Raw genomic sequence first — 18561 nt, 5'->3', positions numbered from 1 at the left:
AGAGAGGTATGAGTGTGTGCCGGTTTTAAGTTTGTGGGGAGCTTTAAGGGTTCGTGTGAGTGGAGTTTTAAGAGAGGTACGTGAATGTGTGAGGGGTGTGAGTAAAAGTGATGGCACTTTTTATTATAAAACTGGACTTGATTTGTCTTCTTTTATTTTTTATAACCGGTTTTTTAGATGGAGGAAGATGAGGGGGGATATTGGGGAGATTTGTGGGAAGCGATGGAATCTGAAATAGAATCTTTAGATAAAAGTTTTACTTTATTTGCGGCGGGTGATTTTTCTCCCTTTTCGATGTTCATGGCTGCCGATAGGGTTGTGCAAGCTGTGATTATTGTGTTGATACTTGCTTCTCTTGTATCTTGGACGATTGCTTTGGCTAAAATTGTTGAAATAACGTTGGCAAAGCGCAAAGCGCGTCGTGCGTTGCGGTTTTCTCTAAACGCTCAAACTTTCACGCATTTGGCTTCTGACTTTAAAAATCAGCAAGAAAAAAATTTGGTCTTTCTGGGAGCAGGTGCAGTTTTTTTAGAAGAAACGCTCAAAGAGGTGGATCTTTCTACTCAGCAGGTCGTCTTTATCAAGTTTCAAGGCGCCAGAGAACGCAGAGATGACGATACTACTTTGTGTGCTTTCAATGAGGGTGTGAAAGAACGGGTCCATTTGCTTTTAGCACGATGTGTGTTGGCTGCTACAGGGCGTATGGCTTGTGGAACTGCCATTCTTGCAACTATTGGTGCTATTGCCCCTTTTGTTGGGCTTTTTGCAACCGTTTGGGGGATTATGAATGCTTTTATTGGGATTGCTCAAACTCAGACAACGCGCTTAGATGTTGTGGCGCCTGGGATTGCTGAAGCTTTGCTTGCAACGGCTGTGGGGCTTTTTGTCGCTATTCCTGCTGTTGTTATGTATAATGGTTTAACGCGTGCTCTTAATGGATATCGAAATGATTTAGGGGATATTGCTGCTGCTATTGAAAGGCTTTTAAGCCGTGAACTCGACCAACAAAGACAGCAGAAAAGCCGCAAACAATGAAAACAGACTATCATAATGAGTGGGAGAGCGGTGATTTTCAGGTCCATAGTGAGATCAATGTAACGCCTTTTATCGATGTTGTTTTGGTACTGCTTATTGTGTTTATGGTGGCTGCGCCTTTGGCAACATCTGTTATTTCTGTTCAGTTGCCTTCTATAACAAAGGCGCCTGTTCCCCAACCTGATAAACCTCTTTATATTACTTTACAGAAGGATCATTCTTTTTATGTTGGTGATACTCTTGTGGGAGAGAGACAATTTATTGAGATCTTGTCTGAAGAAACACAAGGGAATTTAGAAACAAAGATTTTGATTCAAGCAGATGAAGAAATTGACTATGGCCGTGTTATCAATGTGTTAGACCAGTTGCAAACAGCTGGATATACAAAAATTGGTCTTGTGGGAATGCACAAAACTTTAAACAATAATAATGGGGCAAACAGAGGTAATGGGGGAAATAATAGCAGTAAGGGGAGCAGCAATGGTAACGGTGAGGCAGACAGCAGAAGTGATGGGGAAAATGGGGAAAGCCTTTCTTTTGAGAGAAGAGAATGAGGTGTTTTTGCTTCAGATAGAGGGGCTTTAGTTTTTCATAAAATGAAGATGGGTGGGTTTGTATTTTTTGCCGGTGATGGGAAAGGCATTCTCTTAAAAAGAATGAAGGGGATTTGCGCCTTTTTAAGGTAGGGAGTTATGTTTTTTTAATAAAGCATGAGGTATTGTTGCTTAAAAGCAATGGTGGGGAACTTAGTTTTTTAAGGAAGTGGGAGATTAATCATGCCCTGTTGAGCCAAAGCCGCCTGTTCCGCGCTCTTGAGTGTGGTTTGCTTCATGCCCTTTGCATGGGGTGTTTTTCTGATTTGGTTCGATGACACGCACATCAACTTGAATAACGGGTGCGATAACTGTTTGTGCAATGCGCATTCCACGTTGAATGAGGAAGTCTTCTTGCCCTAGATTGATGAGCAGAACTTTTACTTCACCGCGGTAGTCACTATCAATTGTTCCGGGGGTATTTAAGCATGTGATGCCATGTTTTAAAGCCAAGCCAGAGCGTGGACGTATTTGTGCTTCATAGCCAGGTGAGAGGTGAAAAATTAAACCTGTGGGGATGAGGGCGCGCTGGCCAGGGGCTAAAACGATTGTTTCATTTTCTGCCAAAGCTGCACGCAAGTCAAGGCCAGTAGAACCAGCTGTGGCATATTGGGGAAGATCTAAATTTTGCCCGTGGGCAAGGCGCTCTACCGATAGGGCAAGCTTTTGTGAGGGGTGAGATGAGATGGAGGAAGGATGAGACATAGTTTGGAGTTTTCAAAATATAAATGACATAAGTTACTTTAACAAAAGCTTTTAAGTAAAACAAGCTGGTAAAGACTTGTCGATAAAGGCTTGTTGGTAGAGATTTGCCCGATAAGGTGCTGGTGATGAAGGTCTATTAATGAGGACTTGTTGGTGAGGCGTGTCGGATGATCATTGGGAGGTGGAAAAATTACAAAGGGCGGTGCTTTTTTGGCTGTGTGCGTGAGCATTGGGAAGGGGTGAGATGGGGTGCGAGAAGAGATGAGATGGCAGAGGGGGAAAGATGAGGTGAGGCGGGGTGAGGAGTGAGCACTTTTGTTTATGTACTGCCAATGAGAATACCTGTTGCAAGGACTAAAGCTCCGCCCACAATAACTTGGAAGGAAGCACGCCAGAAAGGTGTCGCCATAAATTTATTTTGAATCCAGACAATAGCCCAGAGTTCAAAAAATACGATAAGACAAGCAAGGGTGGTTGCAAGGAAAAAGTTGTCAATGAGATAGGGAAGAGCATGGCCTAACCCCCCAATCATTGTCATGACACCATTGGCAATGCCTCTTTTTAATGGAGAGCCACGCCCTGATAATTTTCCATCATCATGAGCTGCTTCAGTAAAGCCCATTGAAAGGCCTGCACCAATTGCAGCAGAAAAACCTATCAAAAAAGTTTGATAGGTATCACCTGTTGCAAAGGCTGCTGCAAACGTGGGGGCAAGGGTTGAAACAGATCCATCCATTAAACCTGCAAGGCCAGGTTGAATCCACGTTAAAAGTGTTTGTTTATATTCTTGCGTTTGTGATGGAGTGGCTTGATTTTCTTCTTGTGTTGTTTGAAAGTTTTCTTCTTGATGGGAAATTTCTGAAAGAGAGGGGTCATCAGATGAGGGGTGTGGAGTTGTTGCATGAGTATTGCAAGCTATGCGCAAAGATTCTTGAAAATGCTCAAGTTCTTTAGTGCCCATTTTGGCAAAAGTTGCAGCTTGCTCTGGACAATGCTCTTGTAAAGCTTTGGCATATTTTAAATAAAGTGCGGCTTGTTCTTCTTGTAATTTGAGAGCATAAGCGACCATCTCTTGGCATAAAGGAGGCTCAAAAGCATTATGGGGTGAAGAAGGGGAAGAAGGTGAAGGTGAGTTTGACATTGTTGCTCTCATTATTAGAATAATTCTAAAAAATAGAGGGTATCAAACAAAAGTCAATTTTAAAATATTAAAATTTAAGATTGGGTGCCGAAAGTCAATCGTGGATGTTATACGCTTTAAAGTATGGCTGAGCTTAAAGGGTGTAGGCTTTTGTTGTAGAATGCAGTTTGAGTTGTAAGATGCAGGCTTTATACTGCAAGGGTGTGAGCTGTGTTACACGATAGAGCTTGTATTATAGGGGCCTGTGTGTTGGAGAAGGGGGGTGTATGCTGTGTTATAGGTAGTTTTTAGCTTTTAAGGTTTATTTTTCATCATCATTTGAGAGGAGCCCTTTGGATGCTACATACATACTGGTGAGCATGCACAACAAACTGGCAAGGACGTTCCACCCAGCAAATGACAAAAAAAGAAAGCGCGCTGGTACTTGAGAACAAGAGGCAGATGCTGGGGGCTTTTCAAGTGAAGTAAAAAGCTGGTTTATATCTGTTGTGGATATTGTTGTATTTAGGCTGCAGTGGGCTGGTGCTGGCCAAAAATGATATTCAACACCGGTATGATAGATTGCAAGTCCAAGGCTTGTTGCCATGAGCACAAAAACACATATAAATAAGAATCGTATTAGAGAGGGAAGGAAAGAAGCCCACGCCAAAAGGCCTGCTATAACTAATAGTGGGAGAGCGCCATAATAGGGAAGGCGCTCAATTAGGCATAAGTGGCATGGAAGATAACCACCGATAATTTCAAAACTTAGTGCGATACCCAGTGTGGCGGCAAGACAAAAAGCAAGAAAAAAGGCCCATAAGCTTTGTTCTTTATTGCTTTGTTTGTGAAGAAAATGTTTTTTAATAAAACATTGGCAAGACAAAGAGGCACTCATTTACATATTCCTTCAAGTGGAAGAGAAACGATTTTCAAAAAGCAGAATACAATTTATAGATTAATAGATTATAGGTTAACAAGACAAGAATTAGACCAATGGGTACAAACCATGTGAAGTGACGAAAAAGCAAATCGAGCGTTTTTTGACCAAAACGTTGAATAAACCAGGCAAAAAAATAAAAACGAGTTCCGCGTGCTAAGAGACAGATAATGATAAAAAGCGGGAGAGATACCCCCATGAGCCCTGATAAAAGCGTGACAAGCTTGATGGGTGGAAAATGGAAAAGCCCTGATGTGATTAATAAAATTATGAGAAATTTTAATGTTGCATCATTTTGAAATGTCTGAAAACTTTCATATTTACCGTAGAATTCTAAAATCGGTTTGGCGATGGTGTCATAGGCATAAAAACCTATAATCCAGCCAAACACCCCCCCTAAAGTAGAACACACTGTGCCAATGAGCGCATAGTGATAGGCTTTTTGCGGGCGCACAAGTGCCATTGGAATGCACAAGGCATCAGCGGGAACTGGAAAAAAGGAACTTTCAAAAAAAGCAATTAACCCAAGCCAATGTGGTGCTGTGCGACGCTGTGCTAACGATACCACCCATGCCTTTAATTTATTTAATATCATTAATTTAAAAGCCCCTATAGTTTAATATGTACGTACTTTCAAAGTTAAACCAGATCAATTTAATGGGTTAAAAATGATTGCATAGACTTAAAAAAACAAAAGTCCAGTTAAAAAATGAAAGTCCAGTGTTGACGAATCTCTACTTCTTCATATAGTGCAAGAGAAAAGGGCACACGCTTGTCTTATGTCTTGATAAAGCTCTAGTTGATAAAAGCTGCATGTGCGGGTGTGGTGGAACTGGTAGACGCGCCAGACTCAAAATCTGGTTCCGAGAGGAGTGTCGGTTCGAGTCCGACCACCCGCACCATTTTATATTTTTAACATATTGAAATATATAGATTTTTATTTAATTAGATAATTTTCAGCCCCCCTTTTGGTTCACCCTTTAGAGTTTATATAATTTTATCTAAATTTGTGTTATTTTTAGCTTATTTCCTTTGGGGTGAATGTTAAAACCTCTTTTTTTCTCTATCTTACTGACTTACCAAGCTTATATGGTTGGAGAAATACTCCTCGTATCACCCAATTGCGAATCGTTGTTGTTGACACATTAAAAAGCTGTGCACATTCACGTGTCGTGACATATCTATCGCCATCATCAAATATCATCTTATTACCTTTCTTTTTTATATTAAATAGAATGTGTGGGGACGCTAGAGAGAATGCAATGAAAGAGCCCCTATGGGGTTTAAGCAGCTTGTGTCAAGAATTGCATATCTTGTTCTATTTCTGCTAAAAATGTTTCAACAGCTTTATTGATGAGCTCAATCTGTTCATCATCACGTGGGATGCGTAGCGTCTTTACACGCAAATGAGTTGCTTGATTGGTGAACAATGGATTAAAACTGACAAAATCACACCATTTTCGCCCTGTACAAGCCATTTGAAATTGCATTTGTAAGATATATTCAGGTTTGATTTTACTATCTCGTAAAAAACGTACATGTGTTGTTTCTTGAGGGCATTTGACTTCTACAAGGCCATCATTTCCAATGAGACCATCAGGACTAGCGCCTGCCATTTCAATTGTTGGGTGAGGAATAAATCCACATCGTGTGACAGGGGTATCATAAATGAAGCTGTATTCTTCAATTGCCCTGTGTTCATGTTCATTTCCCCATCGCATGGCAGGTGTTTCATAAGATGATACTGTTTTGCCTGTTAAGTGTTCTGTAATGAGTTTGATTTTGTAGGTGTGACTTTCATTAATTACTGCAACATTCATGATTATAACATGAACACCAAATCTAATGCAGAACGAAGCATAGGAATCAAACCTAATGAATGTCAATTCGTTCCTGTTAATGTGCCTGGTGTCTTCCAAAAAACTTTTGCTCCGGGTGAAAGCATGAAGTTTGTCAATACAGTCGGCAAACCTCTTTACCCTACACTTGTTATAGATCGCTAAAATGACGCATGGGTGAGACCTGAGGTATACAATTACCCACTCTTCATTTGTACGCATCCTGAAATGCTCTTCAAAGCAGTGGTAAAGGCGCAATAAAATGCAATGGCATGGGCTGCTCAGTCAAATGGTTGAAGTGTACGCGATACCTTTAGGCAGCCTGTGATCAATACATGAAAGAAAACAGGGCAGTCTTTTCATATCACAGCGATTTATAGCATTAAGCATGCAGAATCAGAGGCCGGAGGAAGAGTAACAACAACAATCCCAAGGAAAGAGCTCGATGTTTGCATCAATGATATTGGTGGCGTGTTCCCTGAACTAGGAGATTGTATTGTTCTGTTTACTCCTAAAGAAATTGACAGCAATAAAGTGAGTTCTTCTCAAGAGCATTTTACTGTTGCAAATATACAGGCATCAGAATCAAATATGTATAAGCTTATTCTACATGAGGAGGCTGTAGCTGACAAATTGTAAAACATTATTATTTAAAACAAAAAGCAGATTGATTCTTCAATCATAAATCAAGTTCATAGTGAAAACCAAGGTGCACCAAAACTAATCTATCCTGATTGATTAAACGATAAATCAATACTAAATCAGGTCAAATAAAACACTCTCGGAAATCACTCCAATTTCTGATTAATACATGATCACGATGCCGCGGTTCTAACGGTTGATTATTCACTAATGCTTTCAATAATTTTGCGCAAATCATTCTCTAAAAGTAGCTATACTTTCCTTTCATTTCACGCTTGAAATCACGTTTGAAAACAATAGTACGCTCAATCGTGCGCATACAAATCATCAAATAATTCATCCACTGAATTAAACTTTTTTAAGCCACCTTTGTCGAGTTCAGCAAAAGCTTCTAATTATTTTCGCATTCGGTGGAAATAACACTGATGGAATAGCTTTATCTTGTGCAATACGGTCATCAATACTCTAACCACATCACGCACTGACAAACCAGAGGCTTAAATGATTTGGCTAGCTACATTCTGAATATCTTCGCGAATACGTGCTTGAACTATACGACTAGTAACCATAACAGCTTCTCCACCATTTTTATATTACATTAATGTCTAATTTCAAACATAGCGCTACGGAAGCTTTTATCTGATGCATTATCCAAAATTAATAGCACTGTTCAAAGAAAATTAATAAAACCATAATTATAATTTACACAATTCAAATATAGCATACCTACTATTAAATATAATATATATATATAACTTACATTGAAAATGTATTATTAAGTACTTTTAGAACAAATTATTTTGTAATATAATAATACTATATTTAAATTTAATTTCGATGAGGATGATATAAATTATGAATTATAAATATATTGCAATCACGATGATTGCTTTTATTATCTCTGGTTGTACGAGTTTTCATTCCGAAAATACAAAAAACATGTTTATTGATGCTCGACAATATAAGGATGAAACAAAAGCATTTGATGATCGTTCAACAGATGTAACTATTGTCAACAATATTAAGGGTACTTCCCTGGTCCCAATTAGTTACGGACTTAGTGGTGGAGAATGGAAGAGAAAACCTGGTACCATAGAATCTGGCCAAGCAGGAAAAATGGGTACAACATCTAATGCTTGGCTTACTGGAGCCGGAGGATGGGTTAAATATCAAGTACAAGATGATGGGACTATTTTAACATTTAAATGGAACAATCCATATACGGGAAAGAATAGTTATTCTGTAAATTCATCCGATAAAGATTACTTTTTTACGACTAAGGGTACCGGAAAAGGTAATAACGCAACAATGACTTGGAATGTCAATAGAAAATCTTCAATGAAAGATCATTTGCTTATAATAGCAGCTGATCCACAAGCATGGCGTTTGGATTACGGTGATCCTAACTCAACGGCAAATAGAGACCCGTGGATAAAAACAAATACGAAGGTTGCACAAGCGATAAAGTCACACCGGGCTGACTTTCATCTAGTAAATGGTGATTTGACTGAATTTGGTCGACCAAAAACCTATACTGATTATAAAAATGTATATAACATTCCCAATTTATATGAAGGGTTAGGTAACCATGATTATGCAAATAATGTTGGTGATTGCACCCTTATTGGAACTATTAGTCGAGATTCGTGCGCTATGAGTGCAGTTACTAGAATGTTATCGGAAATAAATAAATACGAAACTCAATTACCCAATTTCAACAAAGACGTAACTGATAAATTTATTTCTTCATTTCCCGGTGTTCAACCAACTCGCTTTATCGAAGGGAGTTTAAGTTATTCATGGGATTACGGAGATATTCATTATGTACAACTGCAAAATTTTCCAATTTATACTGTTCATATGAGTGATGTCTACTTTAGCATAAATATAACAAAGTCTCTGGACTGGCTAGAAAAAGATTTAAAAGCTGCTGCTGACAGGGGCAAGACTACAATTTTAAATTTCCATGACGCTCGTCGGCATGTCGGTGATCATGATTCACATTTTATTAAACCCGAAAACATCCAAGATTTGACAAAATTTAAATCAATTCTTGCACGTTATGATATCGCAGCAATATTTGTAGGGCATACCCATGTACAAAGTTTTTGCCAAGCAAAAGACGATAAAGTATTCGGAAATATACCTGTATACACTGCTGGAGCTCTCTATAGGGGAGATTATTATCTCTTAGATGTAAAAGGAAAATCAGTTAACGTCAAAGCTTATAATGGAAAGAACGGCACGGGTGTCGTGGTGCGTAATTTAGGCTTTATAGGGGATAACCAAAGCTTTTCTAATACTTGCAGTAATTTATAGTAACGTTCTTCTCTTCAAGAGTGAAAAAACATAAAGGCTGGGTTAAATGTCCAGCCTTTTTTAATTAGAGCTGGTAGAAAATCTCCAGTTTTTTACGGCTTTTCAATAACAGGAATTAAGATGCATCCACGAGAAACGCTAAGAAAGAGGTTTGTTGAGTTAATCAAAGCTGGCAAGACAGCCGCTGGTGATGAAATCTACAACATGCGAGACTTTAATTTCTCTCCTGAAGATCATCCATTTGTTAATGTATCAACGCAAAATGAAAAGATAGAAAGTGGGCACGATTATGGGGCAAGGCGTCGTATTTTAACGGTCGATGTTGAATGCTATGACACAAGAGAAAATGGAGCACGTTTTGTTGATCAATTAGCCTGGGAAATTGAAACTATTTTCCATAACAACCCCAATCTCAACAACACAGTTGAAAGCTGTCGCTTACAAAACATTGCCATGGCTTTTGGCGATAATGGCTCCTTAGCATTGCATGGTTCTATTTTAACCTTTGAAGTCATTTATGTAACCAATATCTCTCCTGAAGAAGAAAGCACTGTCTTTTTTGAGCCTTGTGTAGGCTTTGATCCCGACACAGGTCTTAATAATGAGGATAAATATCAAACCACTGAAAATTCCCATGTTAGAGCGGCGTGATAGAGAAATTACAGATTTAAAAAGACGTGTGGCCAATATGGTTATGGTAGGTAAGATTAGCCACGTTGATCATAAAAACGTACGTTATCTTGTTCAAAGCGGTAATATTGTAAGCGATTGGATTCCAGATACTCAAACCCGCGCAGAAAAAAACTCACTATTCACGTGGCTATTTTTGGTAAGAATGAGCAAGCAACAGCGAGTGAGGATTTATTACAAAGAGTCAAAGAAGTGCTGACGGATAAAAGCGTGATTATGACCAATGATACAATTGAGGTTCACGCTGCAGTAACAACGGTTGTAGATTTAGAAGCAGATGTTTGGCTCTTACCTGAAATTTCTTTAGAGATCTTAACCCAAATGGAGGCAAATTTACGCACAGCTTGGAAGAAAGAGCAAGCTCTTGGTCGTGAGTTAAGTTTATCATGGTGGATTTCAAAACTGATGATCCCTGGTGTGCAGAAGACTGTTGCTGTTACCCCTAAAGATGATATTGCCGTCTCCAGTGAAGAAATTTTAGCCATTGGTAAAGTGACGCTTAACTTCAAAGGGCGTATATAGTCAATGCTTGGGCGCTTACTGCCAACAAATACAACAGAATTTGAAAAACGCCTTGCCGATGCTTGTGACTTTCATAAAAGTATTGAAAGTTCAATAGATTTTATCTCTCGTGCAAAGCTTGATATCATAGACCCAAGCTTCTTACCATGGTTGGTTGAAGAATATGGGCTTGGAGAGCTAACATCTTATGTGCCAGATCTTGCTGTTTTGCTTGAAACGGGACCGCAGTGGCAGCGGGTTCGTGGATCTTTAGCGGCTATTGATAAAGGGCTTGAATGGTTAGATCTTAGTGCGCGTTTTGTAGGGGCATGGCCAGAGCGAGAATGGTGGAATTCATTTCAGCTTTATTTTGATCAATTGCCTGACACAGACAAACTTGAAGCCATTGAAGGGATCGTTAAACTTTCCAAATGTCTGCGCTCTGATCTTTGGCGTGGTGTTTATGGGTATGACGCACCCATTGCAGAGGGAAATATCTCTCGATTAGATGACAGCATGTTTGACACTCAAAGCGGTGTATGCGTGACCACCCGCACCATTATATATCCTCTATTATTATCATTTGCATTTTTTGTTATTAATGTGAGTGAACACAAAAATTCCTTCTTTATCTATTTTTATTATAATATATTACTAATAGTAATTCTATTTCAGTTTGTTGAGAGTCGTTTTTTATTATAAGCTTAAAGCGTGAGCTCTTTTTTAATAAGATTAGGTGGTGTTGTAATGAAAATATTTTTAAAATACATAGTATTTTTTATTTGCACCACATTGCTTACAGCATGTAGCAACCAGCGTGCTGTACTTTGGCATGGGATAAATGCAACGCCATCTATGATTGCTGCACAACAAGAAGTGGAAGGTGGATCGATTCCTCCCAAAGCTATCGTTCCAGTGTATGTTGCAACAAGCCGCATGACCCAAGACAGTTATTCTCAACCTTATGGGGCAGGGCGGTCAAGTAAAGTACACTATAATCGTGTTGATGTAGGAATTCCTCAACAGCATATGAAAGGTATCGTTGAAAAAAACGCGTATAAACCCAGCCTCGATAAATATTTTACAGCAGTAGCTTTGCAGCGATATGATAATAAAGAGCGGTTTAAACAGCAATTAAATCTTGCGTTAGCCAAAAAACCAAAAGGAAAAAAAGAAATTTTCCTTTTTATTCATGGTTATAATAATAATTTTGCAGATGGTACATTCCGCACAGCTCAATTTTCTTATGATTATTCTTTAGATGCAGTTGCTGTACATTATTCGTGGCCTTCTGCTGGATCTGTGCCTTTTTATATTTATGATCGTGATAGCGCTAATTTTGCACGTGACGGGTTAATAGAGCTTTTAACAGTTATCAGTGAAACAACAGCTGATCAGATTTCGGTTGTTGCGCATTCTATGGGCAATTTTGTTATCATGGAAGCATTCAGAACTTTAGCTTTGCAGAAAAAATATAAACCAATTTATCGTATTACAAGTTTCTTAATGGCTGCACCAGATATTGATCTTGATGTATTTGAGCGTCAGCTTTACGATATTAAAAAATTACCTCACCCAACAGCTATTTTAGTATCTCGTAAGGATAAAGCTCTCGCTTTGTCAAGACGTCTTACAGGTGGGCATGCTCGTGTAGGGGATGGTTCAAGCATTGAAATATTGCGCAAGAATAAAATAGCAGTTTTAGATTTTTCTAATGTTGATGGGGGGGCGCATAGTGTGTTTGCATCTTCACCGACATTAATGGCTCTTTCTCGAGAAGGTTCTCTAGCTTCAGCGATTATGCAGGGTACGGAATTATCACCGAGTCAAGAGATCTTTGCTGATAGTGGTCATATTTTGAAAAAAACAACAGACTTTATTCTTTTTGCACCTGTACATCTTTTATCTCCTTTAACTGATTATTAAATGTGAAGCTTGGAAAGCATAATGCTCAATAGAATGAATTAAGAGCAATATTTTAGCACTTTTTTTAGAATAATCTTGTAGAGTAAAAAATGAATAGTGGGATAATTTTGTAAAACCAGTCATTAGGTGGATTTGTGATGGTTACAGAAAAACACTATGTTAATACATCTACGTTAGCTGATTATTTATCCTATTCTGCAGTCAAGCTACTAGATGTTTATGCTATGCTTTTGAAGGTGCAAAAAGATAGCAATGAAAAAAGTCCGGATTTATTGCGTCAAATTGATGTCACTAAAAAGCAGCTAGATAAGATGAGTTACGCTCTTATTTTGGAATATCGCAAGCGTCAAGAACATGAACGTTTTTTAAAACAAGTTTTAATATCAATTTCTGATCAACTATTTTCATTGAATAATAGCTTTAAAGAGACGAGTCGTTTTTTATTTCAGGAAATTAGGATGCTTCAATCTCAGATGCAGTATTTGTGTGAAGGTGGAGACAAACAACGCCTATTAAATAATCAAGAATCTTTTTGTTCTATCTCAAAGATTGACGAAGTCATTAAGCGATTACAAAAAGCACGAAAAAAGCTTTCTTTTGAAAATCCACATCTTTTTGAAGAGTAAGATTGCCTAAAGTTAGAACTAAAATGCTTTTTGGATTGAGATTTCTACTTTGTAGATGAAGTTTCAAATTTTTTCCAACATGGAAAGTAATGGTTATCAATAAAACTGTTATTGTTATTTAGATATTTAATAATGGTAGATAATTACTTATAATCTTAGGAGTTATGGTGTAATTTTATCTTAAAATCAGTTATTAAAATATATTATAGCACAGTATAATATGAATTCATATTAGTAAATTTTAAATAATATAGTTTATTTTTTATTTTTATAATAATAAAAAGTATTTTTATATAAAATTAATGCATAGTGAAAATTATCTTATTTGTTTATAAAAAATAAATTAACTTTAAACAAGTATAAATATATTATAATATTAAATTTAAATTATATCTTTTATTAAGATAAGTTAAATTTATAAATTATAAAGTGCGTTTTTTATGAATTATAAACCTACATTACTATTTATTATATTTATTGTATGTTTATCAGTAGGTGGTTTGATTTCTACGGATATCTTTTTTCCTGCACTTAGGGATATGCGTTATCATTACTAGATTACTGAATTTCAAATCCAAGATGCAATAGCGATTTTTTTATGGGGATTAGCTTTTAGGCAACTAATTTATGGGCCTCTTAGTGATAATTTTGGGCGTAAAAAGACACTTTTATTTGGTTTATTTTTATGGTTTTTTACGACTTTTAGTATAATTTATATAGATACTTTTCAGGTTTTGCTTGTACTGCATTTTTTCAAAGTCTTGGAGATTGTGCAGGGATTGTTTTGAGCCGCGCTATTATCAATGATTTGTTAGATAAAAAAGAGGCAGGAAAACTTTATCTAGTTATTTTTCCTTTTGTGGAGCATCACCAGCACTCGCGCCGTTCATTGGGGAAATGTTATTACAGACTTTTCATTGGCAGGCGACTTTTATCTTTTTAAGTCTTTTTATACTCTTAATTATTGTGTTATGTTGTTTTGTACTGACAGAGACTTTACCGCCTATAAAACGTCAATCTTTTACTACTATAGAACTCATTAAGAACAGTTTCGGAGTTTTAAAATAAACAGTTTCTCTTTTATGCACTTACTTTCGTGTTTTGCTTACGCGACTTATTTTGCTTATATTGTAGAATCGCCTTTTTTGTTGGCAACTTTAGGTCTGTCGTCTGTCTATATTGGTTATAGTTACATTGGTGTTTTTTTGACTTATATCTTAGGTAATTTAGTAGCAAGAAAGTTTCTCAAGCAAGAGGCTATGGAACAAACTATACGGCGTGGATATATTATTTTTGTCATAAGGGGATATTGTTTGCTTTACAAATATTTGTAAGTCTGTGGCCACTTGTGACAAGCTTAATAACTATCTCTATTATTACCTTTGGTAATGGTTTTTTATTGCCGTTAGGAACTGCATTGGCTATTTCGTCTCATTCACACGCTGCTGGAGCAGCATCTGGTGTTATGGGAGCTTTGCAATTGGGTAGTGCTGCATTAAGTGCCGCAATTATCGGAAAAATATCTGGACATATTCCATAGGTTGTAGCGATTTTATTGGCTACATATTGCCTAGTAGGTTTTATCATTTATATTCGAAGAGCGAATTATTTTATAACCTTGGAGATAAAATCGTAAACCAAATTAGTTAATGTTAACAGGACGATTTATGTTAAAGCACCTTGATGTCACTTTACGTGATGGGGGATATCGGAATCAATTTTCTTTTCCACTTGAGTATATAATTGAGCATATTAAAAATCTAACAAAAGCTCGGTTGGCTCTTTTGTTGGTATCCAACAAGCACCTTTTTCTTCAGATAATAAATCTTCTTTACGGTGCTCAGCATGCTCATGACCACAATGGGCACAAACAAACACAGCCTGTTCAAGAGCTCCTTTAGGCCATTTAATTTGTGACCAGACAATGGGTTGAAGTGTGCCACACTCATCACAAGGCACATTGTAATATCTCTGATCTCCTAAGACAAAATCTTTAGCGATACGACTTGTGTCACGATGAGTTGGTGTTGATAATTTAAAAATCTTTCGTTGAATAAAAGTTGCACTACGTGCTTCAGCAAGATTGACAGGATCTCCTTCTCCATCAACATTCAATGGATAGCCATCAACTTCATCAAGGACCAAATAACGAATAGGCATCGATCGCAAGCCAGCAGCACTATTGGCTCCTGTAAGCATCAACACCCCACCATCAAATTCTTTCGAAAACATTGTATTTCCACTGTCTCTAGCGCGGGCAGGGGCGATACGTTCATTTAATGCAGGACTGGCCTTAATCATGGGATCAAGACGCGTTTTAGACACTTTCTTTGCCATTTCAACTGTGGGCATCACATAAAGAGCAGGGCCAGGACTATGATGAATGGCATAACCACAAAAATTCAAGCCAGCCTCTGACATACCAATCTGTGCACCTTTCATTACAACTGTTTTTTCAATTGGGATGTAAGAGGAAAGATTATCCATGATTTCCCGTAGATAAGGGGTACGTTTAGTCCTCCATAATCCAGGTTCAGCACTGGATAGTGTGCTTAAATAACGGTTTTTATCTGCCCATTGTGAAACTGTGTAGGGAGGGTCTGGTTGACACGCTTGACAGGCATGAAAATAAAAAAAACCTTCTCCTGTATCAGTCACTCTTCTCCTCCTTATGACCTTGAGTATCCTGATCATGGAAAGGAACGGGAATTTTATTTATTTCCTGTAAAGCTTCTCGGATATAATGATCAATGGCACCAATCAGGCTTGCACCATCACACTCAACCTGAGCTGCAATACGTGCACCAAAGCGGTGAGGAAAATGCAGCATAATATCACGATAAGCTCTTCCAAAATTACGTGCTGCCCTCTTTACTTCTTCACGGTCAAGGGTTGTTTCTTTTTTTTGCTCAAGGTCAATTGTCTCACTTTCAAGAGCAACTTGCATTCTTTGGAGTTTTATCTTGTATTCATTAGCTCCTTCTATAGAATCTTGCTTTGTCTTTGTGCGAGGCTTTCCATCTTCGCCTATAACATAGGCTTGCTTGGTGGGATTCTCATTCCATAAAGCTGTAGCTAATTCTTCATTGATTGAACCATCATCATAAAGGGCTTCATTAAACTTTCCCGTCTTAAAACGAGCAATAACCGCATTAGGATAAACACCCATCTTTTTCGCAAACGCTCGAGCTGATAGGTCTTCTCTGGTCTGTTTAGTCATGTGTTTTCGTGATTGAATATTTTTTATTATTGATCTTTTCTTTTAAATTAGTATCATTTCACGATACGCAAACTAACGAATGAGAGTAATTTGGTAATTGAAACCTTTGCGGATAAGCGATGTAAGGAACTTCTGGAAGGTAAGCTACCGAAAGGTTTTCCAGAGGCTTTGATGCGTATGGCCCAAAGAAAATTATTTATGCTCGATAAAGCAGTTAATCTTAAAGATCTACGTAGCCCCCCGGGAAATCGCTTAGAAACATTAAAAGGTAATCACCATGGTCAATATTCTATCCGTATCAACAACCAATTTCGTATTTGTTTTGAGTGGCGTTCTAATGGTTCTTATAAAGTTGAAATTGTAGATTATCATTGATCCGTAGAGGAGTTTGAAATGAAAAGTTACATAGCGATCCATCCTGGAGAAATTCTACGGGAAGAATATTTAAAAGAATACGCCCTTTCTGCTTATGCTCTTGCTAAAGCATTGAATGTTCCACGTACCCGGATAGAGCGTATTGTTGCTGAAAATAGCCCTATAACTCCTGATACAGCGCTAAGATTGGCCTATTTTTTTGATACCACAGCTGAGTTCTGGCTTAACATGCAAGCTGCTTACGACGTTAATGTACTACAAACTGAAAAAGCTGACGAATTTGCCAAAATAGATAAATTTAAACAAATGGCTTAAAAGCTCTCTCACCATAGAAGGAAGGTGGTGTATGATAGTTGTTATTTATCAATAAGCTATGTGTACAATGTACAGTCATTTGAAAATTCAGTCGCTAGTGATATGTTGCGCTTGATTGCCCCGCACCCCCCCACTGGAAAGTACCTTTTAAAAACTTTTCTCTCAATAATTTGATTTGGAACATTAAAATCATCATCATATGCTTGTCTATAATTTGGTATGGTTTAAGAGTGTGGGGCCTTTTGATTGATCATATATTCTTGCCGAGCAATTTGGCTGTGTATATTTTTAGTTAGCCTCTCGCGGGTATTAGCCTCTCGCGGGCATGGTGTTCAATAGAACTTGAAGTCTTTGTTTTAGACATGACATAAGCAATCAAGGTGCCTTCTTGTTTTGCAATCGTGAATTTATCTCCACTTGTTCTCGCAAAAACTTAATAAAGCCTTACAGCACCAGCACGTTTAAGACGATCATAGACTTGCGAGAAAATCTCAACGAATGGGTTACTTTTTGTGGAGGGTTCAAAACGAACAGTGTCTTTATTGTCACCAAGAACGCACATAGGCTTTGTGATGACCACTTTTATTTTTTGTATGATTATTCCTTTTGAGAAATGTCAGACATAAAAAAGACCTCACTCTCAAAGGGGGGGAAAGTGAGGTCAATAAATAAAAATGAATAAAAATGAATAAATTTGATTTGTTTAACAAAAAACCCCGCATTTGCAGGGATTTTAACTACAACACAAACAAGAAAAACTTACATGATTCTGTAATTTTTAGTGCAGTAAAATTAGCACTATACTATTATTAAATACTGTTTTCACCCCCATGTCAACTAAAAAATCACAATCTTATTTTTTATTTTGCCAAATCTGAATCTGGTATTTGTTAAGCGCAAATCTTTATAAAAGAAAAACTGTAAGTTTTTTCACATTTGATTATCTAAATATTAAGCTCATGACGTGCTGCTGTTGCTAAAAAAGCAGATCGTGTTAAACCTCTTTCTTGTGCACAATCATCAATTGCACGCAGAAGCCCTCGTTCAATTGATATATTCGTATGCACCACTTCTGAATCATTTTCAATAAATGGAACTTGTATTAAAAAAGCTCCTTCCGACAAAGCTGTTTTGACAGCTTCTTTCTGTATTACTTCTTCGAATTTTAAAGGAGCTGGCAACTTATCCATTTCTTCGCAATATAGTTGAAGAGCTTCTGTTGCATTGGCAATGAGATTTTCTTCCTGATCAGAAGCAGAAAACAGCCCTTCAAAATCAGGAAACTGAACACCAAAGGCAGAATTTTCATCCTTGTGAACAAGAGCAAAAAATCTTTTCATTCTTCTTTTCCTTTTTTTAACCAGCCCGCTTGTTGTGCAATGGAATGCGCTGTACCGATTGGAAGGTTTTTTTTAGAATGAGGAGCAATAATTACTTGACCATTTTTTTTAAATTTATGATGAGAACTTTTTACTTTAACAAGCTTAAAGCCGTCGTACTTCAATTTTGCAATGATTTTTTTGCAATGATTTTTCGGTTATCTTGTTCCATGTACTATACGCATAATGTGTAAGTATATACATATTTTATTGATTTTAAATCTGATATCAATCCTTTTATTAACGATCAAAATATTTCTGAAGAGCATTGAGAGCCATGCGTAGAGAGCTGAGAAGATATAGCAATTGTTGGTCTTTTTATAATCAGATGCTCTCA

The 18561-nt window shown here is 37.4% G+C and carries 19 protein-coding genes, 1 tRNA gene and 7 pseudogenes; 15 read left to right on the top strand and 12 right to left on the bottom strand.

Annotated features, from left to right (window positions below; translation table 11 throughout):
* The first annotated feature begins 222 nt into the window (after window positions 1-222).
* Together exbB and BBBE_RS06330 are read left to right on the top strand one after the other, a co-directional pair.
* Window positions 223-1035 carry a tonB-system energizer ExbB gene (exbB, locus tag BBBE_RS06335; RefSeq protein ID WP_022708777.1) on the top strand — a complete coding sequence of 271 codons (813 nt, stop codon included), beginning with the start codon at window positions 223-225 and terminating at the stop codon, window positions 1033-1035.
* Window positions 1032-1589, top strand: coding sequence for a biopolymer transporter ExbD (locus tag BBBE_RS06330; RefSeq protein ID WP_010701687.1), 558 nt, complete (start codon window positions 1032-1034; stop codon window positions 1587-1589). The genes exbB and BBBE_RS06330 overlap by 4 nt, the downstream gene beginning before the upstream one ends.
* A gap of 216 nt (window positions 1590-1805) precedes the next feature.
* On the opposite strand, the gene dut is transcribed toward BBBE_RS06330, so the two are convergent.
* The 4 genes from dut to BBBE_RS06310 form a co-directional block, all read right to left on the bottom strand.
* The gene (gene dut, locus BBBE_RS06325; protein WP_010701686.1) at window positions 1806-2333 is read right to left on the bottom strand and encodes a dUTP diphosphatase; all 528 of its coding nucleotides are present in this window, start codon (window positions 2331-2333) and stop codon (window positions 1806-1808) included.
* 319 nt (window positions 2334-2652) lie between these two features.
* Window positions 2653-3402, bottom strand: coding sequence for a VIT1/CCC1 transporter family protein (locus BBBE_RS06320; RefSeq protein WP_420806251.1), 750 nt, complete (start codon window positions 3400-3402; stop codon window positions 2653-2655).
* Window positions 3403-3775: 373 nt separating this feature from the next.
* Window positions 3776-4351 carry a disulfide bond formation protein B gene (locus tag BBBE_RS06315; RefSeq protein WP_010701684.1) on the bottom strand — a complete coding sequence of 192 codons (576 nt, stop codon included), beginning with the start codon at window positions 4349-4351 and terminating at the stop codon, window positions 3776-3778.
* Window positions 4352-4385: 34 nt separating this feature from the next.
* Window positions 4386-4988 (bottom strand): YqaA family protein, encoded by a 603-nt coding sequence (locus BBBE_RS06310; RefSeq protein ID WP_010701683.1) that lies wholly within the window; start codon window positions 4986-4988, stop codon window positions 4386-4388.
* A 222-nt stretch (window positions 4989-5210) separates the two neighbouring features.
* Between BBBE_RS06310 and BBBE_RS06305 the strand changes: the two genes are divergently transcribed.
* Window positions 5211-5295 (top strand) — tRNA-Leu (locus BBBE_RS06305).
* Between the two features lie 161 nt (window positions 5296-5456).
* Here BBBE_RS06305 and BBBE_RS07290 read toward each other — a convergent pair.
* Together BBBE_RS07290 and BBBE_RS06300 are read right to left on the bottom strand one after the other, a co-directional pair.
* Window positions 5457-5597: a helix-turn-helix transcriptional regulator gene (locus BBBE_RS07290; RefSeq protein ID WP_010701682.1), complete on the bottom strand. Its 141-nt coding sequence runs from the start codon at window positions 5595-5597 to the stop codon at window positions 5457-5459.
* 79 nt (window positions 5598-5676) lie between these two features.
* A complete protein-coding gene (locus BBBE_RS06300) occupies window positions 5677-6213 on the bottom strand; it encodes a lambda exonuclease family protein (protein WP_022708775.1) in 537 nt (178 codons plus the stop codon).
* Here BBBE_RS06300 and BBBE_RS07615 point away from each other — a divergent pair.
* A pseudogene (locus tag BBBE_RS07615) lies at window positions 6169-6492 on the top strand (major capsid protein); the annotation flags it as partial. The gene BBBE_RS06300 and the pseudogene BBBE_RS07615 overlap by 45 nt on opposite strands.
* A gap of 1 nt (window position 6493) precedes the next feature.
* Window positions 6494-6870, top strand: a pseudogene (locus BBBE_RS07570) (hypothetical protein).
* Between the two features lie 127 nt (window positions 6871-6997).
* Here BBBE_RS07570 and BBBE_RS07565 read toward each other — a convergent pair.
* Window positions 6998-7111, bottom strand: a complete 114-nt coding sequence (locus tag BBBE_RS07565; protein WP_244428352.1) for a type II toxin-antitoxin system YafQ family toxin — start codon at window positions 7109-7111, stop codon at window positions 6998-7000.
* 617 nt (window positions 7112-7728) lie between these two features.
* On the opposite strand from BBBE_RS07565, the gene BBBE_RS06290 reads away from it, so the two are divergent.
* The 8 genes and pseudogenes from BBBE_RS06290 (at window position 7729) to BBBE_RS06260 (ending at window position 14571) form a co-directional block, all read left to right on the top strand.
* Window positions 7729-9192, top strand: coding sequence for an aegerolysin family protein (locus BBBE_RS06290; protein WP_022708774.1), 1464 nt, complete (start codon window positions 7729-7731; stop codon window positions 9190-9192).
* A gap of 120 nt (window positions 9193-9312) precedes the next feature.
* Window positions 9313-9843: a hypothetical protein gene (locus BBBE_RS06285; protein WP_010701679.1), complete on the top strand. Its 531-nt coding sequence runs from the start codon at window positions 9313-9315 to the stop codon at window positions 9841-9843.
* A pseudogene (locus tag BBBE_RS07365) lies at window positions 9827-9994 on the top strand (phage baseplate assembly protein V); the annotation flags it as partial. The gene BBBE_RS06285 and the pseudogene BBBE_RS07365, both read left to right, overlap by 17 nt.
* Window positions 9991-10404, top strand: a pseudogene (locus tag BBBE_RS06280) (baseplate J/gp47 family protein); the annotation flags it as partial. The pseudogenes BBBE_RS07365 and BBBE_RS06280, both read left to right, overlap by 4 nt.
* A gap of 3 nt (window positions 10405-10407) precedes the next feature.
* Window positions 10408-10950, top strand: a pseudogene (locus tag BBBE_RS06275) (phage tail protein); the annotation flags it as partial.
* A gap of 180 nt (window positions 10951-11130) precedes the next feature.
* Window positions 11131-12309 carry an alpha/beta hydrolase gene (locus BBBE_RS06270; protein WP_010701677.1) on the top strand — a complete coding sequence of 393 codons (1179 nt, stop codon included), beginning with the start codon at window positions 11131-11133 and terminating at the stop codon, window positions 12307-12309.
* A 137-nt stretch (window positions 12310-12446) separates the two neighbouring features.
* Window positions 12447-12935 (top strand): hypothetical protein, encoded by a 489-nt coding sequence (locus BBBE_RS06265; protein ID WP_010701676.1) that lies wholly within the window; start codon window positions 12447-12449, stop codon window positions 12933-12935.
* Window positions 12936-13375: 440 nt separating this feature from the next.
* Window positions 13376-14571: pseudogene (locus BBBE_RS06260) on the top strand (multidrug effflux MFS transporter).
* Window positions 14572-14714: 143 nt separating this feature from the next.
* Here BBBE_RS06260 and BBBE_RS06255 read toward each other — a convergent pair.
* Window positions 14715-15593: pseudogene (locus BBBE_RS06255) on the bottom strand (phage terminase large subunit family protein); the annotation flags it as partial.
* Window positions 15586-16155 (bottom strand): hypothetical protein, encoded by a 570-nt coding sequence (locus BBBE_RS06250; RefSeq protein ID WP_010701675.1) that lies wholly within the window; start codon window positions 16153-16155, stop codon window positions 15586-15588. The gene BBBE_RS06250 and the pseudogene BBBE_RS06255, both read right to left, overlap by 8 nt.
* Before the next feature lie 90 nt (window positions 16156-16245).
* On the opposite strand from BBBE_RS06250, the gene BBBE_RS06245 reads away from it, so the two are divergent.
* A complete protein-coding gene (locus BBBE_RS06245; RefSeq protein WP_010701674.1) occupies window positions 16246-16530 on the top strand; it encodes a type II toxin-antitoxin system RelE/ParE family toxin in 285 nt (94 codons plus the stop codon).
* An 18-nt stretch (window positions 16531-16548) separates the two neighbouring features.
* A complete protein-coding gene (locus tag BBBE_RS06240; protein ID WP_010701673.1) occupies window positions 16549-16845 on the top strand; it encodes a HigA family addiction module antitoxin in 297 nt (98 codons plus the stop codon).
* A gap of 433 nt (window positions 16846-17278) precedes the next feature.
* Here the strand turns inward: BBBE_RS06240 and BBBE_RS07560 are convergent, their stop codons facing one another.
* The 3 genes from BBBE_RS07560 to BBBE_RS06230 form a co-directional block, all read right to left on the bottom strand.
* Window positions 17279-17425 carry a hypothetical protein gene (locus tag BBBE_RS07560; RefSeq protein ID WP_244428351.1) on the bottom strand — a complete coding sequence of 49 codons (147 nt, stop codon included), beginning with the start codon at window positions 17423-17425 and terminating at the stop codon, window positions 17279-17281.
* Between the two features lie 364 nt (window positions 17426-17789).
* Window positions 17790-18185 (bottom strand): type II toxin-antitoxin system HicB family antitoxin, encoded by a 396-nt coding sequence (locus BBBE_RS06235; RefSeq protein WP_010701672.1) that lies wholly within the window; start codon window positions 18183-18185, stop codon window positions 17790-17792.
* The gene (locus BBBE_RS06230) at window positions 18182-18361 is read right to left on the bottom strand and encodes a type II toxin-antitoxin system HicA family toxin (RefSeq protein ID WP_035464553.1); all 180 of its coding nucleotides are present in this window, start codon (window positions 18359-18361) and stop codon (window positions 18182-18184) included. Before BBBE_RS06230 ends, BBBE_RS06235 begins: the two co-directional genes overlap by 4 nt.
* Window positions 18362-18561 lie beyond the last annotated feature (200 nt).

It is taken from the genome of Bartonella bovis 91-4 (genome assembly GCF_000384965.1).
Lineage (GTDB): Bacteria > Pseudomonadota > Alphaproteobacteria > Rhizobiales > Rhizobiaceae > Bartonella > Bartonella bovis.
This window is presented reverse-complemented; position numbering and strand designations above follow the sequence as displayed.